Source organism: Sphingopyxis sp. LARHCG72 (assembly GCF_052871675.1).
Genome location: NZ_JBIXJU010000017.1, coordinates 15,563 through 32,166, shown reverse-complemented (window position 1 = coordinate 32,166; position 16,604 = coordinate 15,563). Strand labels below are relative to the sequence as shown.

Here is a 16,604-nt window from a genome sequence, read left to right as displayed (position 1 = left end):
CACCCGCCGAGATCGCCGGCCAATGGTCCTGGGGGCATGCCCCCAGGACCATTGCCATCCCATCAATCAACCATCATGAAGGAGCCGGACTCTACCTCTGACTGGTAACAATCAGGGGAGCACGTCAATGCCAAAAACCTTCACTTCGCATGACAAGAACGCGATTTTGCCGGGTTCGTCCGTATACCCCCGAGCGACGAAGCTCCTCCAGACTCGGGAGAACCGATAGACGTCATACTCATAGTGCCAGTCGTGCATGCCCTCGGCATCGATAACAGAGGCATCAACATGATGATCGATGCTGACGCGGATGCGCATCTTCGAGGGCATAATGACGGCCGGACCTAATTCAACAACTGTCCGGTCGCGGCATCATATGTTCGGGACGTCGATCCATAATCGCTGCTAAACCCAAACGTAATAACAATGAATTTCCTCTCGTCCATCGTGATGCCGGATGTGCCATTGATCCTTATGGTCGAGATTGCCGATCGATTGCGGAGCCCGATGTAGGAAAGCCGATCTTTGTCGCCGTGCATCAGCGCATCGCCCAGCGCATGCTCCAGCGTCGCGAACTTCGTCTCGGAGCCGCGGAAAGTATCTTCGGACTCGATCGAAACACTTGTCCCATCTGGCTGGGAATCCACGACCGCACCGCGCATGGTGACGTCGTCATATGCATTTTCCTGGGACGGATTTTCGACCGTCAGCTTCACATAGTCCTTGTAGATATTCATCCGATGGATTCGCCGGTTGCCGGCATAGGCTAATGCGCGATCATAGGCTTTGCGCAGCTTCTCCTGACCGAAATTTCCGTCGTCGCGCCCGGTGATCGTTTTCGGCAAGTCCTGCACAAATGTCGTCACCGTCTCGATCCCGCCCGTCACGAGGGCGAAGGGAGCCAAAAAACCAAGCACAAGGAAGGCCAACGTCGCGATCAAATTGGCGATCAACCGAACCGGTGACATCCGGGCGGACAGATTGAGCTCGCCGCCGAACAACCCCGTGCCTTTGTCGGGATAGGATGTCTCGGCCTTCTGCGTCCTGTAGGCGAGGGGCGCCTCGGCGGCTTTCTCCTGCCAATCCTCGGGCGGGTCTTTGTCGATGACCCCATAGCCGGGGTTCGCCGGATCTTCGACGAACACGACAAAGCGTCCAGTGTAGAAATTGGGAAGCTCGCCCATCGTGATAAACTGGCGGATCACCGTCTCGTAAGGGGCGCCATGCTCGGGAAACACCGTCAGCGTGAAAATGAACATGTGATTGAAGTTAGAAACCGTCAGCCCTGCCTCTTCGAGCTTGCCGACACGCGCCAATACGCGTCCACCATGCGAAGTTCCGCCCTTGGCGGACTCGAGAATCCGGTTCGCGACGCCGCCCTGTCCGGCCTCGAGCATAGGCTTCAGATTGCGCGTTAAGCCCGCCACGAACACGCCGCTGAACAGGAAGCTTGCCGCGATGAATCCGATCACCACGAACGGTATCCATGAATCGGGTGCCACCCCGTTCGCGCCAGCGACGATAAAGCCGATAAATGCGCCTATCGTTATCCACAGCGCGGCTAGAATGATGAAACGGCGCGGGTTGAATCGGGCCTTGGGCGGCTCTGAGGGTTCGCTTTGCATCAACATCGATATCGTCCGTCTTCAGAATGTTCAGGCTCAGCTTCGCGCCTAAGATCGGCGGAGGTGGGTCTCGTCTTGTTGTTGATGTTAGGGGACAAACTTGCGGCGCTGCAAGCACAGCTATTTTTCGTGTGCATCTGAGCGAGCCGAGATGCCCGCGTCCTGATCCTTTTGCTCGACGAATTGTTAGTTGAGATTCACCTGTCCCAAGGAGCGCCGCCGGATCCGGGCAACGCCGTATGGCGACAATTGTGCGATTCACTCACCATGGCAGCTTCCTTTGAATATTTCCGCTATCGCAAGTCCACGGCTGGAAGTGCCAGTCCGTGGCCTCGCAGGTCGGCCATTCACCAGCGCAAGATGTCCGTTTCGGGCCTTGGCCATTTTAAGAGCGGTCAGGCCGCTAACGGCCATTCGGTAATCTTGGAGCATCCAGTTGGAGCCGGCCGGGAAGCGGGGGCAATTTTCGAGGTGAAACTGAAATGCGCGTAGCCAGCCTGACTTTGCCAGGTGCTTGCTATCTGCCCAATTGCAGTTCGGTCCGATAGGCATCGACTGACCAGTCACGGCCGAGGAAGTTTCGCGCGAGGAGGTTCATCGACGCCGACCCGCCGGGAGCGAGAATGAGGTCGCGATAACGTCCGGCGGTAGCGGGGTCGCGCAGGCCATGTTTGCGAAATTCGCTCAGGAGGTCGCTCGAAAGCGCCTTGGACCATGGATAGGTGTAATAGGAGGCGCCATAGCCGCCGAGATGGCCGAACGCGGCATGGGCGTGTGTGCCTGCGGGATCGGGCACCGCTGCATAGCGGCGATAGGCTGCGTCATAGACCTGGGTCAGATCGCTGCCTTCGGGCACGCTCGAATAGAAAGCGAGCGAGTTATTGGCGTAGCCGAGCTGCGTCATCGCTGCAAAGGCCTCGCCGAAGCGGCGGCCGCGATTCATCTTCTCGACTAGGGCGGCGGGGATCGGCTCGCCCGCTGCATTGGTCGCGCACCGCTTCAACGTGTCATAATCCCACACCCGTTCTTCGAGAAGCTGCGAAGGCGCCTCGATGACGTCATTCTCCAGTTCCATTACATTTTGGGCGGCGTAGCTCTGCTGACCCGCGAAGATCCAATGCATCAAATGCCCGAACTCGTGGAGGAAGGTGACGACGTCGTTATGCTCCATCAAACCGTTGGGAAAGTTCGTCATCAGCACCGCGACCGGCAGTTCGCGGCCTTTGATCCCGATCCGTAGCGGCGCCGCCGGCCATTGCAGCGACGCCGCCTCGAACACGGTCGAGCGGCTTTCATCGTGAAAGCTGGGGAGAGTGGCGACCGCGGCGCGGACAAGACTAATGAGTCCGGCATCGACGAGGTCGTCAGCTGGGCGCAAACTGTCTAGTCGCAGCTTTCACAGCGGGTAAAGTCGGGTTGGCTGCCGCCGCCGCTGCAGAAATATTCGACGAGCGCTCCGCCATTTTCGCAGGTGCCGCATCCATGGTAGACGACCGTGCATTCGCCGGATGCCGCGATCCTTGCTTTCGTCTCCTCGTCCAGACCTTCGACCGCGCGCTCGATAAGAGAAGCGAGGGGGTTGCCGGACGCGACCTTGTATCCATCCCGAACCTGGTCGAGTTTGATCGTTATACGGGCAACTTCGGTCATTGCTGTCTCCTATTGAATCATCCCGTAGCGGGTGCGCCATTTGACGGCGTCCCAGCCATGATAGCCTTCGCTGAAATAGGTGGTGCCCGGTTCGACGTCGACGACGCCATAGCCCGCCTGCTTCCATTTGGTCTCGCCGCGATCCTGCCGCTCGACGAGAAATTCGACCCGCACCGGAACCTTGCCGACATTGGCGAGCGAGAAGCGGTAGGATCGACCCTCGTCGGCATAGCCTTCGCCGAAGACCGGCGGGACAGGTTTGGGCGGCGGCGTGGTCGTCGGCGTTGGCGTCGGAGGCGCGGGGCGCGCGGGCATCGCGCATTTGAGTTTGCGCCGCGCGTCGTCAGGCCAATCGCGCGGTATGATCGTCACGAGGAAATTTTCGAGGCGTATGCGCGCGCCTTCCTTGTCGAAGATCGAAAAGCTGCCATGGGCGTAGAGCTTCGTTCGATATTCGGTGAAGCGTGCCACATGGTTCGGTTTGTCGGCGAGAAAACCTCCCGCCGATATATCGAAGTCGCTATCGCCCCGCTGTTTGGCGACGCGATAGGAGACATTGCAAATCTGATAATTGTCGGGCGCGCGGATGACCTTGGGGTCGTCGCAATCCTCGTCCCAGTCGGCATCGCATTCCCACCAAGTATAGCCGAAATAGGGAAGGGCGTATTCGAACGTCTCGATCAATCCGTCGCGCGCGATCTTGCACTGCTGGGCCATCGTTGCATCGCGATACTCCTCGAATGTGAGCGGAGCGGGCGTAATCGGCGGTCCGGCAGGCTCTCCATCGGCGGGAGGCGCCTTGGCGGCGGCATCGGCCTGCGCCTTGAGGCCTTCATATTGGAAGCGGATGTCGGCCTTGTTCCAGTCAGGCTCGCGAGCCCACATTCGCGCAAGCCCGTCCTCGGCGGCGCATATCGCCGCGATCTCGGGGTTCGGTTTGACCGCATAATAGACTTCGGGCACGCTTTGCGCGCGCGCCTCTCCGGATGCCCAGACGAGCAGCAAGGCCAGAATCACCAATAGACGCATGCGTTGCCCCCCGACCCCGCGACTTTCTTGCTGGCTATCCGATGATGCGAATAAATCAAGCCGCGTCGGCAGCACTTCCTGCGGAGCGCTTTGCGGACTGCGCCGGCGATTGTCGGGAGGGCTGACGCAAGTTAGCGACGACGCACGTTCTTTTCCCGAGGATGAGTGCCGAACGGTCTGGCTAGCGGCTGGCCCTAGCCAGCTTCAGTCCCGCAGCGCGGTAACACTTTTCTTTGGGATAAGGCGCTTCCTGGATTTGGCGTCCGCGTGACGCAAGGCGGCGCAAAGTCCTACATCTATCAATATCGGTTGGGGGGAAGGGGCTCGATCTCGCGGCGCTTAACAATTGGTCGCCATCGACCACCCTGGACAGCCCAGAGCGCGAGGAACAAGGCTCTCTGTCTTGCAAGGCAGGTCGCAAAGGGAAGGGATCCGCTGGAGAGGCGTAAGGAATTCATGCTTTCTCACCTGAGTCGGCAGCCTCCGCGGGGCGCGAGCAATTTCCGGCTCAGCGCAACGAGCAGCTAAACGCTTCGTTAAATGGGGGAGCGATATCCTCGCTGACCACTATTTGCGGGATTGCAGTTACAATGGCCCTCGGCGCGAGCGCTAATTTGTCCGTTCAATCGGAAGCTGTCCTACGCGAGCAGTATGCGAGCCTGGTGCGGCAGGTCCCGCTCATGTACGCGCTCATGTTCCTCAACGTCCTGTTTCTTGCTCTCGTGACCGCAGACGGGGAATCTTGGGCGATTAGCTTTGTAGCACCGCTCGCCTTAACGCTGATCATCGCAGTTCGGGGGGCCGCTTGGTACGCGCGCAGGGGCGCCGTTGCGACCGACGATTACATAGGCTCATATCTGCGTGGCACGGTTTTTCGGGCCGGTGCCTTCAGCCTCTTGTTCGGGGGCTGGGGCCTTTACCTGTTCGTGGCTGCCGACCCGTTCCACACAACCGCTATCGCGCTGTTCATATTCGTGGGTTCGATCAGTTGTTGCTACTGCCTGCAGGCACTCCCAGCCGCGGCGCAGCTTGTTCTCCTGTTCGGCGCAATGCCGGTCACCATCGGGCTCCTCGTCTCGCGTGATTGGTACTTCACCGGGATGGGCCTCACGTTCCTGCTGGGGGCAGGCGTCATCGTGCGAACGATCGCGACGACGCGGTCGGCGGTATTCGAGTCGCTTCGTTCGCGCTCGGAAATGTTTGCGCTGATCGAAGCCCTCAGGCGCAGCGAGGAACATTATCGGTTTTCGGTCGAGCTCAATCCCCAGATTCCATGGATCAGCGATCCCGAAGGTCAGATCGTCGAAGTAGGACCCCGCTGGACCGAGCTTACCGGCGTGCCCGCTGAAGAGGCGCTCGGCGGAGGGTGGACTGATTCTCTCCATCCCGACGACCTTCCCGGCGTTCTTGCGCACTGGAGCGAGGCGCTTACGTCGGTCGATAATCCCGTTGCCGACGTGCGGTACCGGGTTCGCAATATCGACGGCAGTTACCGATGGTGCCGGGCGCGAGCCAATCCGCGTCGCGACCCTGACGGGCGGATCGTTTGCTGGTATGGAACGCTGGAAGATATTCACGACCAGGTGATGGCGGAATTGGCCTTGCGCGAAAGCGAGGAGCGGTACCGTTTGGCCTCGCACGCAACGAACGACGTGATCTGGGACTGGGCCCATCGTTCCGACCGGATCGAATGGGGCAATGGTGCGGTCGAGGTGCTCGGCTATCCGGAAGTCTCCGACGGCACGGGGGTCAGCTGGTGGAAGGAGCGCATTCATCCCGACGATCGCCCCGCGGTGGAACAAACATTCGACAGGGTGCTGCTCAATCTGCAGGATAGCTGGAATCATGAATATCGCTTCCGTGCCGCGCAGGGCAATTTCATCAACCTTTATTCAAGAGGCTATGTCGTGCGTGACGAGGAAGGGCGTGCTGTCCGGTCGATCGGTGCCCTTCTCGACGTGACTGCCGCGCGTCGCGCTGAAGAAGAGTTGCGCTGGGCCGCGAACCATGATCCGTTGACCGGTCTGCCCAATCGCAAGCTTTTCGCAGATGTCCTGGAACAGGCGTTGACGGCCGCGTCCGCCAGCGCATCTTGCGTCCGCGTAATCGTCATCGACGTTGATGGCTTCAAGCTCCTCAACGACAGCATGGGACATTCGGCGGGCGATGAGCTTCTCATAACCATAGCGCGCCGCTTGCAGGAGAACCTTCCTGCCCAAGCGACGGTCGCCCGGCTTGGCGGCGATGAATTCGCGGTAATTGTCCCGGGGCTGTTTCCCGGTTCCGCGTGTGCCTCGACTGTCGATGAAATCCTAAAGGGCGTAGCCGATACGCTGACCATCGACGAGAGCGTCCTGCCCGTCAGCATCAGCGCGGGCGCCGCGGTGTGGCCTGCCGATGGCGCCGATGCGGAAGAGGTTTTGAAAAGCGCCGACCTCGCGCTCTACGCTGCGAAGGCAGAGGGTGCAGGGATCATACGTGAATTTCGCTCAGAAATGCGCGAATCCGCAGAGAGCCGAAAGCTGATGCTGCGCGAGGCGCGCGAGGCTCTTCGTGATGATCGGGTCATCCCTTTCTATCAGGCAAAGGTCGACCTCCGCAGCGGCGATGTGATCGGATTTGAAGCCTTGCTGCGCTGGCATCATCATCGGCGCGGTCTTCAGCCGCCCGACAGCATCCAGGCCGCATTCGACGACAGCCTGCTGGCGAGCGAACTGACCGACCGGATGATAGACCGCGTGCTCGCCGACGTTGGAGAGTTTAACGAGAAGGGCGTTGCCTTTGGCCGCATCGCGATCAACGGCTCGCTTGCGGATTTCCGGCGCGACGACTTCGCGGATCGCATTCTCGGAAAGTTTCAGCGGGCGGGACTTCCGCCGACGCTGCTCGAGCTTGAAGTCACCGAAAGCGTCTTCGTCGATCATTTGGCGCTCAACGTCGAGCGTGCGCTGCGGACGTTGGTGGCCGAGGGCGTGTCGATTGCGCTCGACGATTTCGGCACAGGCTATGCGTCGTTGACGCACCTCCAGCAATTTCCGGTCCATGTGCTCAAGATCGACCGATCGTTCATCTCGCGTCTCGACAGCACCGACAGCGCCGATTTCGCAATCGTGCATGGTGTGATCGACATCGCGCATCGGATGAACATCGTCACGGTTGCCGAGGGCGTCGAAAGTGACAATCAGCTCGTCCGGCTGCGCAGCCTCGGCTGCGACATCGCGCAAGGCTATCTTTTCAGTCGCGCGATCAGCGCTGAACGCGTACCAGCCTGGCTAAGAAAATGGGCACAGGACCCTCCACTCTGGTTGGAGGCCGCGACCGACCGGACCACAGCCGATCCGCCGACCCGCTCTGCATGACAAGGAGGGGACTCACCGCGCTGCTATTCGTGTGCCGGCTCTCCGTTTCTCAATAGCAGCCTTCTTGCTGCTCGCGGCCAACCGCCGACAGCTTCACACGCGCCTTTCGCGCTGCTGACTTCAGGCCGCCATGTCGGCAGCGACCGCATCCGCATCCAGGCAGAATAGAGCGCGGGCCTTGCCGCCTGCTTTGGCCCGGTAAAGCGCGGCATCGGCGCAGGCGAGGAGGCGCTCGAGTTCGAGGCCGAGCTTGGGTGCCGTGGCAATGCCGACGCTGACGGATATCGACATTGAAATGCCCTCCAGGAGATAGGGCTTGCTGATCTCGCGGATTATCCTGCGCGCCAGCAATTCAGCTTCCGTCTCTGCGGCTATGCCGGCCTGCAGCACGATGAACTCGTCGCCGCCGAGGCGCGCGACGACGTCGTCGGCCCGAACCATGTTTTCGAGGCGCCGCGCCACCTGCTCGAGCAACGCGTCGCCGGCGGGGTGACCATGTCGGTCATTGATCGCCTTGAACCCGTCGAGGTCGAGATAGTGAAGCGCGACGAGGCTCTTGGCGCGCACTGCGTTCGCGGCCCGATCCTGAAATTGTTCGCGCAGCAACAACCGGTTCGAGAGCCCGGTGAGCGCGTCGGTTCGAGCAAGCTTGGCCATATCGTGCCGTGCAGTGTGATGTTCGACGGCCGACCGATAGAGGTGGGCGACGGTCTGAAGACTAAGCCCCGTGATCGCCGCGACGATGAAAGCTTCGATAAGAAACAATTCCCGGTGGAGTGACATCGTATTGGGCTCGGAGGCGTGCATCGCGAGCGCGATCACCGTTGGTACGGTCGCTATAAGGAGCGCCGCGACGCACATGCCTGGCCGGACTGATGTGCGCGAGACGATCCCGGCGCCGAAGCCGAAGACAAGGCTGACGGTGATGAGATGCATCAATGGATTATGGGTCGATATCGCTACAGCATTGAGGAGTGCGAGGAGCACCGCCGAGGTGAGGTTACCGATTGCATAGCGCCGTTCCCATCTTCGCAGCTCTTTGAAGGCGAGTACGGGCCCCGCCCGGCGATAAGCGCCGATCGTCAAAAGGCGCGCAAAGGTCGTAACGGTGCCGATGCCTCCGAGACAGAGAAGGAAAGCGCTTTCGAGCTCGCGGCCGATGAGGATGCAGATGCCGACAAATACTGCGCCCAGTCCGAATATCGGCAATCGCATACTGAAGAGCATGTCGACGAAGTCGCGGTAGACCGGAAGCGGCAGCGTCGCAGGATCCGGGAAAATGCGCAGGCGAAAAGGGCGCGCGATCGGGGCAGAGGAGTCCGATCTTCTCATGTCATCAATCATAATCCCTTAATCTTAACGCGCCGTAACTCGCGACGATTATGCAGGATTAATGAACAGCGATCCGCGAAGTTCCCGCTGCTGCCGTGCGGGGCAGGAGAAAGGCGATGGGTTCGAACCCGATCCTATCCATCGCGATGTGAGCTACTATGTCGGCGAGCTTGGACTCTCCTTCTTTGCGCAGACCGCGAGCGCAAACCATCGGACGGGCATACTGCCAAATGTCCGCTTCTCACGATTGAACCCTATGAACGGACTGTCTCGATCCGGCCAAAGGCGCCGATTGTCTAGTCAAGGCAATCCTGGCATCGCTGGCCAGCGAACTCTCCTGTTCGTTTGGTGACATGGTGCGATTCATCGCCACCATTCCGCGCCTCGTCGATCATTCGTGAAGCGCTCGCCGGACTGGCGGAATGTCACATATTTCAGCCCATCCCACGTCTTTCAAGCGGAGCGTGGTTCTGCGTTCATTAATCATACCTGGTCATCAATTGTTATTCGCTGTGGCATCAAGTTGCATATTAAATAATCAAGAGAATCAAAGAAAAGGTTAGCTATTTATCGATTGTTTCGGGAGGATGAGTCATGATTCAGGGCAAGGCTGTCGACTATGTTTTAATCGACAAAGTGTCTGAACGGCAAACATCTGCTTCCGGGTCCCGACTGAACATTAAATCTCCAACAGTCGTTAAAGTGTTATCACAGAGAGAGAATGTAAAAGAGATAGTTCGGGAGGGAGGGCAGGTTGTCGTTCATTTCAAGAATGGCGACGTCCTGACGATCGAGAATTTCTATCAGGAAAACGCCGAGACACCCAATGATCTCGTCTTCGAGGATCGGGAAAACGGACAATTGTGGCATTGGACAGCCGACGGCGCGAGTGCAGACGGCCTTGTTCCGCTCCGGTCGATCGAGCCGCTGCTCATCGCCGAGGAGGGGCACTCGATCGCGCCCATCCTGCTTGGCCTCGGGGCGTTGGCGGGGCTGGGTGCCGTCGCCGCGGGCGGCGGGGGCGGTGGGGATGATGATGGCCCCAACCCCGGCGGAAACACCAACCGCGCCCCCGTTGCGGTGGACGATGTGGCCACGGCCGTCGAGGATACGCCGTTTAATTCGGCGGTGCGTCTGCTGGCGAACGACACCGACGCCGACGGTGACACGCTGACCGCGGTCGCCGGGACCTTCGCGACGGCGCGCGGCGGCAGTGTCACGATCCAGACGGACGGCAGCTATGTCTATACGCCGCCCGCTAATTTCAGCGGCACCGACAGCTTCAGCTATACGGTCAGCGACGGGAAGGGTGCGACCGATACCGGGACGGTTACGCTCACGGTCACAGCCGTGAACGATGCGCCGACGGCGGGAGCCGACACCGCCTCGACAGCGGAAGACACGCCCGTCGTGATCAATGTGCTTGCGAACGACAGCGACGTCGAGGGCGGCGCGCTGACGGTGACGGGCGCGAACGCGGCCAACGGGACGGTGGCGATCGACCTGGTGACGGGCGCGCTGACCTATACGCCAAACGCCAATTTCAACGGTAGCGACACTATCACTTATACCGTCAGCGACGGCAATGGCGGAACGAGTACCGGCACCGTGACCGTGGCCGTAACGGCAGTCGCCGATGCGCCGACGGCGGTGGATGATGCGGTGACCGCGACCGAGGACACGCCATTCTCCTCGACGGTCAGCCTTACGGCCAACGACATCGATCCCGATGGCGATACGCTGACCGTGGTCGCCGGAACCTTTGTGACCGCGCAGGGCGGTAGCGTCACGATCAATGCCGACGGCAGCTATAGCTATACGCCCGCCTCCAACTTCAACGGAACCGACAGCTTCAGCTACACAGTGACCGACGGCACCGCGACCGACACCGGCATCGTCACGCTGAACGTCGCGGCGGTGAACGACGTGCCGCTGGCGGGAGCCGATACGGCTGCGACCGCGGAGGATGTGCCGGTCGTGATCGACGTGCTCGCGAACGACAGCGATGTTGAAGGCGGCCTGCTCACGGTCACGGCGGCGAGCGCGGGCAATGGAGCAGTGACCATCGACCCGGTCACCGGCGCGTTGACCTATACGCCCAACGCCAATTTCAACGGCAGCGACACGATCAGCTACACCGTCAGCGACGGCAACGGCGGCACGAGCATCGGGACCGTCATCGTCACCGTGTCGCCGGTCGCCGACGCCCCGGTCGCGGTCGACGATGCCGTAACCGTGGTCGAAGATACGCCGTTCAGTTCGGCGGTCAGCCTGATCGCGAACGATCTCGATCCCGATAGCGACGCGCTGACCGTGGTCGCCGGAACCTTCGCGACCGCGCAGGGCGGCAGCGTCACGATCAATGCCGACGGCAGCTACAGCTATACTCCGGCCGCCAATTTCAGTGGCACCGACAGCTTCAGCTATGCGGTGACCGACGGCACGGCGACCGACACGGGCAGCGTCACCCTGACGGTGACGGCCGTGAATGATGTTCCGGTCGCGGGTGCCGATACGGCGTTCACCGCGGAAGACACGCCCGTGGCGATCGACGTGCTCGCGAACGACAGCGACGTCGAGGGCGGCCCGCTGACGGTCACGGGCGCGACCGCGCCGAACGGCACGGTGACGATCGATCCGGCGACCGGAGCGCTGACCTACACGCCCAATGCCAATTTCAACGGCAGCGACACGATCAGCTATACGGTGAGTGACGGCAATGGCGGCACGAGCACGGGGACCGTCACGGTCGTCGTGGCAGCGGTCGGCGATGTGCCGGTCGCGGTTGATGATGTCGTCGCGACGGCCGAAGACACGCCGTTCGCTTCCACGGTCAGCCTGATTGCGAACGACAGCGATGCCGACGGCGATCCGCTAACGGCGGTGGCGGGGACCTTTGCGACCGCGCAGGGCGGCAGCGTCACGATCAACGCTGACGGCAGCTATGTCTACACGCCCGCCGCCAACTTCAATGGCACCGACAGCTTCATCTATACGGTGACCGACGGTATTTTGACCGACACCGGCACGGTGACGCTGAGCGTCGCGGCGGTAAATGACGTGCCGGTGGCCGGAGCCGATACGGCTACTACTCTGATAGATACGCCGGTGGTGATCGATGTGATGGCGAACGACAGCGATGCCGAGGGCGATCCGCTGACGGTGACGGGTGCGACCGCGCCGAACGGCACGGTGACGATCGATCCGGTGACGGGCGCGCTGACCTACACGCCCAACGCCGCTTTCAATGGTAGCGATACGATCAGCTATACCGTGAGCGACGGCAATGGCGGCGCCAGCGCCGGCACGGTGACCGTCGTGGTCACCGTCACCCCAATACATGCACCGGTCGCTGCGGACGATACAGCGACGCTGACCGAAGACACGCCGTTCAGTTCGACGGTCAGTCTCATCGCCAACGACACCGACGCCGATGGCGACCCGCTGACGGCGGTGGCCGGGACCTTCGCGACCGCGCAGGGCGGCAGCGTCGCGATCAATGCCGACGGCAGCTACAGCTATACTCCGGCGGCCAATTTCAGCGGCACCGACAGCTTCACCTACACGGTGACCGACGGCACGCTGACCGATACCGGCACGGTGACCCTGACCGTGGCCGCGATCAATGATGGTCCCGCGGCCGGAGCCGATACGGCGTCGACGGCGGAAGACACCCCGGTGATGATCGACGTGCTCGCGAACGATAGCGACGTCGATGGCGATCCACTGTCGGTGACCGGCGCGACCGCGCCGAACGGCACGGTAACGATCGATCCCGTGACCGGGGCGCTGACCTATACGCCGAACGCCAATTTCAATGGCAGCGACACGATCAGCTACACCGTGAGCGACGGCAATGGCGGCACGAGCACGGGGACCGTTACGGTCCTGGTGGCAGCAGTCGGCGATGTGCCCGTCGCGGTTGATGATGCGGTAACGGTGAGCGAAGACACACCCTTCACGTCGGTCGTCAGCCTGATCGCGAACGACAGCGATCCCGATGGCGATCCGTTGACGGCGGTCGCGGGCACCTTCGCGACGGCGCAGGGCGGCAGCGTCACAATCAATGCCGATGGCAGCTACGTCTACACGCCCGCCGCGAACTTCAACGGCACCGACAGCTTCGGCTATTCGGTAACCGACGGCACGCTGACCGATAGCGGGACCGTGATGCTGACAGTGGCGGCGGTCAACGATGCACCGGTGGCGGGCGCCGATGCCGCATCGACCGCGGAAGACACACCGGTCGTGATCGATGTGCTGGCGAACGACAGCGATGCCGAGGGCGATCCGCTGACCGTCACCGGCGCCAGCGCGCCGAACGGCACGGTCGCGATCGATCCGGTGACCGGTGCACTGACCTACACGCCTGCCGCCAATTTCCACGGCAACGACACGATCAGCTACACCCTCAGCGATGGCAACGGCGGCGTCAGCACCGGAAGTGTTGCGGTGACCGTGTCGGCGGTCAACGACGCGCCCGTTGTGGCCAATGTAACCGCCGCCCCCGTTTCGGAATCGGGTCTCGCCAACGGCATATTGCCGGGTGGCGGAACCTCGGCCGCGACGTCGGTCGGCGGCACCATGTCGCTGACCGATGTCGACGGCAGCGTGACGAGCCTCTCGGTGACGGGACAGGCGGGGCTGACCTCTAACGGAACACCGATCGTATGGACAGGAAGTTTTTCGGGCGGCGTCTATACGCTCACCGGGATGGCGGGCGCGACCCCGGTCGCGACCCTGACCCTCAATACGGCGGGCACCTACAGCTTCACGCTTTCGGCCCCGCTCGACCAGCCCGGTGCCGCCGAAGACATATTGGCGCTGGGTTTCGGTGTGACCGTGACCGACAATGGCGGGGCGACCGGTTCGGGCGTCCTGACAGTCAATATCGCCGACGACATGCCTGTCGCCGCGCAGTCAGCGCATATCGCGGTCAGCATACCCGATACGGCCTCGGGTGATCTCGTCGTCGGATTCGGCGCGGACGGCGGGTATGTCCAGTCGCTCACCCTTGGAACCTTTACGCTGAGCTACGATCCGGACGCTGACACGGTGACCGGTTCGGGTACGCCAGGGGCGGTCGACAGCTGGAGCTTCGATGCGGCGAGCGATCAGCTGACGATCAATACGACGTCGGGTGAAGTGGTCCTCGTAGACATGCGGACCGGCGAATATAGTTATGCGGCGCTCGCGACCGTCGCCTCGCAAGTCGAGGGGCCGGTGGTCAACGTCAATCCGTCTGCGAGTCTTCTCGGACTCGTCAATGCCGATGCGCTCGGGCTCATCGGGATCGGCACCGACCAGATGCTCACCGCCGTCGATGCCAATAATGACATCATGCAGGTGCAGGTGAGGGCCGAAGCGCTGCTCGGCGCGGGGCTCAGCCTCGGGACGAATGCCGGCTATCATCTGGCCTGGTCCGCGGCGATGGCGGCGGAGTTCGGGCTGACCGTCGTCGAAACAAACAACATTCTGGCCGTTACCATTGGTATTCCGCCGCTGGCCATTACCGTGAACACGCAGGGCTTTTCTAACCTGATGATCACCTCGACCAACGGTCAGCCGATCGACAATCTCCGCCTGAACGAATTCCTTGCGACCGTCTATGTGCAGCAGAGCGGTGGCCTCGATCTCGCGGCGCTCAACCTCCTGCCGGATATCTCGATATCCGCGACGGACACGCAGCCGGTGACGGCGACCGACACCGACAGCGACCTTCTGGGAACGAGCCTGCTCGATCCCGCGGACGATCCCTCGGGCATCTGGGAAGGCACCGCCGCCGCCAATACGCAGGTGGGAACCACCGATGACGAGCGCTTCTACGGCTATGCCGGCGCCGATGTCCTGAATGGCGGCGGCGGCAATGATCTGCTGCGCGGCGGCCTCGACAATGACACGCTCGGCGGCGACGCCAGCAACGACATCCTCGTCGGCGGAAAGGGGAACGATACGCTGACCGGCGGCTCGGGCAACGACCGGTTTGTCTGGGAGGCAGGCGATCAAGGAACCGCCGGGGCGCCTGCCCAGGATGTTGTCGCCGATTTCAATGCCGCGCCGGTCAGCGGCGGCGGCGATATCGTCAATCTCGCCGGTTTGTTGCAGGGCGAAGGCGCTGCGGGGAATATCGTGGGCAATCTCGCCAATTATCTCCACATCGATCTTGTCGGCGGCGATACGGTCCTGTCGATCAGCTCGAGCGGTGCATTCGCGGGTGGCTTCAGTGCCGCCGCGACCGACCAGCAGATCATCTTTACCGGGGTCGATCTCGTCGGTGAGCTCACATCGCAGAACGAGATCATCGGCAAGCTTCTCTCCGGTGGCAATCTCGTCGTCGATCAGGCCACGGGAACGGCGCAGGCGAACGGCCTTACTACCATCGATGTCGTGATCGCGGACAATGACGGCGACACCGCCAACACGTCGGTAGCATTCGACAGCCGGACCCCCACGGTAACACCCGGAAACCAAGCCCCGCTCGTGCAGGCGACCGATGTCGATCTCCTGGGGCTCGTGGGCCTCAGCGCGCTCGATATCCTCGACCTCAGCCAACAGGCCGTGATCGCGCTCGATCCCGACGATAACCTGCGGCAGGTGCAGGTGTCCTACGCGGCGCTCGCCAGCCTGAATGTGGGCGATGCCGCGCTCAGCGTATCGAGCGCATTGGCGGCAGAGCTCGGACTCTCGTTCACCGTCGTCAACACGCCCGGCATATTGAATGTGGTCGGCCGGACATCGACGCTGACGATCACGGCGGCCGACGGCGGACTCGTCGATAATTTTGCGGTCAACCAGTTGCTCGCGACGCTCCATCTCGATTCGAGCGTCAATCTGCTCAATCTGCTGCCGCCGGCGAGCCTCGATGTCAGCGTACTCGGCAGCTTCACGGTCACCGCGACCGACTCCGACGGAGCCACCGACACCGACAGCGTCTCGACGCTCGCCAACGCCGATGTGCTCGAGGGGCTGCTCGGACCGGGCGGCAGTGATGACATCGTCCACGGCACGACGGCGAACGACTTCCTGACAAATACGCCTTCGGGCACCACATCCGAACGCCTCTATGGTTATGCTGGCGATGACGTACTCGTTGCCGGGACTGGAAATGATCTGCTCCACGGGGGGGCGGGGAATGACTCGCTCAATGGCGGCGACGACAACGACATCCTGATCGATGGTAACGGCCGGGACAGCTTCAATGCCGGTAACGGCGACGATATCATCCTTTTGTCGGGTATCGGTTTCCAGTCGATCGACGGCGGCGCGGGCACCGACACGCTCGTTCTCGACGGCATCGACTTCACGCTCGACGGCGCCACGAACATCGTAAATCTGGAGAATATCGATCTTGGATACGATGACGCGGCCAACACGCTCGATCTGACCGATGCGGGCATATTGGCGGCAACCAGCGGCGGCGTGCTGCAGGTGACCGGCGATACGAACGATATCGTGAAATTGACCGGCGCCTGGGCGGCGGGAGCCAGCCAGGATATCGGCGGGACGATCTACGATCAATACATGCTGAATGGCACCACGGTGCTGATCGAGCAGGGCGTGAACGTCATCGCCTGACGCCAAAGCCCCGCGCCCCCGATCGATCCCGCTT

At 61.7% G+C, this 16,604-nt stretch carries 7 protein-coding genes and 1 pseudogene; 3 read left to right on the top strand and 5 right to left on the bottom strand.

Annotated elements, in window-relative coordinates; translation table 11 throughout:
• Positions 1-344: 344 nt before the first annotated feature.
• From ACIPPQ_RS21535 to ACIPPQ_RS21520, 4 genes are all read right to left on the bottom strand, one after another.
• A complete protein-coding gene (locus ACIPPQ_RS21535; RefSeq protein WP_446546089.1) occupies positions 345-1,631 on the bottom strand; it encodes a hypothetical protein in 1,287 nt (428 codons plus the stop codon).
• A gap of 511 nt (positions 1,632-2,142) precedes the next feature.
• Positions 2,143-3,003 (bottom strand): M3 family metallopeptidase, encoded by an 861-nt coding sequence (locus tag ACIPPQ_RS21530; RefSeq protein ID WP_446546088.1) that lies wholly within the window; start codon positions 3,001-3,003, stop codon positions 2,143-2,145.
• 5 nt (positions 3,004-3,008) lie between these two features.
• Complete coding sequence (locus tag ACIPPQ_RS21525; protein WP_446546087.1) at positions 3,009-3,275, bottom strand: hypothetical protein; 267 nt, start codon at positions 3,273-3,275, stop codon at positions 3,009-3,011.
• Positions 3,276-3,284: 9 nt separating this feature from the next.
• Complete coding sequence (locus ACIPPQ_RS21520; RefSeq protein ID WP_446546086.1) at positions 3,285-4,304, bottom strand: hypothetical protein; 1,020 nt, start codon at positions 4,302-4,304, stop codon at positions 3,285-3,287.
• A gap of 261 nt (positions 4,305-4,565) precedes the next feature.
• On the opposite strand from ACIPPQ_RS21520, the pseudogene ACIPPQ_RS21515 reads away from it, so the two are divergent.
• Together ACIPPQ_RS21515 and ACIPPQ_RS21510 are read left to right on the top strand one after the other, a co-directional pair.
• Positions 4,566-4,832: pseudogene (locus ACIPPQ_RS21515) on the top strand (Arm DNA-binding domain-containing protein); the annotation flags it as partial.
• Between the two features lie 62 nt (positions 4,833-4,894).
• On the top strand, positions 4,895-7,663 hold the full coding sequence (locus tag ACIPPQ_RS21510) for a putative bifunctional diguanylate cyclase/phosphodiesterase (protein ID WP_446546085.1): 2,769 nt from the start codon (positions 4,895-4,897) through the stop codon (positions 7,661-7,663).
• A 120-nt stretch (positions 7,664-7,783) separates the two neighbouring features.
• Here the strand turns inward: ACIPPQ_RS21510 and ACIPPQ_RS21505 are convergent, their stop codons facing one another.
• Complete coding sequence (locus ACIPPQ_RS21505; RefSeq protein WP_446546084.1) at positions 7,784-9,007, bottom strand: diguanylate cyclase domain-containing protein; 1,224 nt, start codon at positions 9,005-9,007, stop codon at positions 7,784-7,786.
• Between the two features lie 582 nt (positions 9,008-9,589).
• Here ACIPPQ_RS21505 and ACIPPQ_RS21500 point away from each other — a divergent pair.
• On the top strand, positions 9,590-16,570 hold the full coding sequence (locus tag ACIPPQ_RS21500) for an Ig-like domain-containing protein (RefSeq protein ID WP_446546083.1): 6,981 nt from the start codon (positions 9,590-9,592) through the stop codon (positions 16,568-16,570).
• Positions 16,571-16,604: the final 34 nt, after the last annotated feature.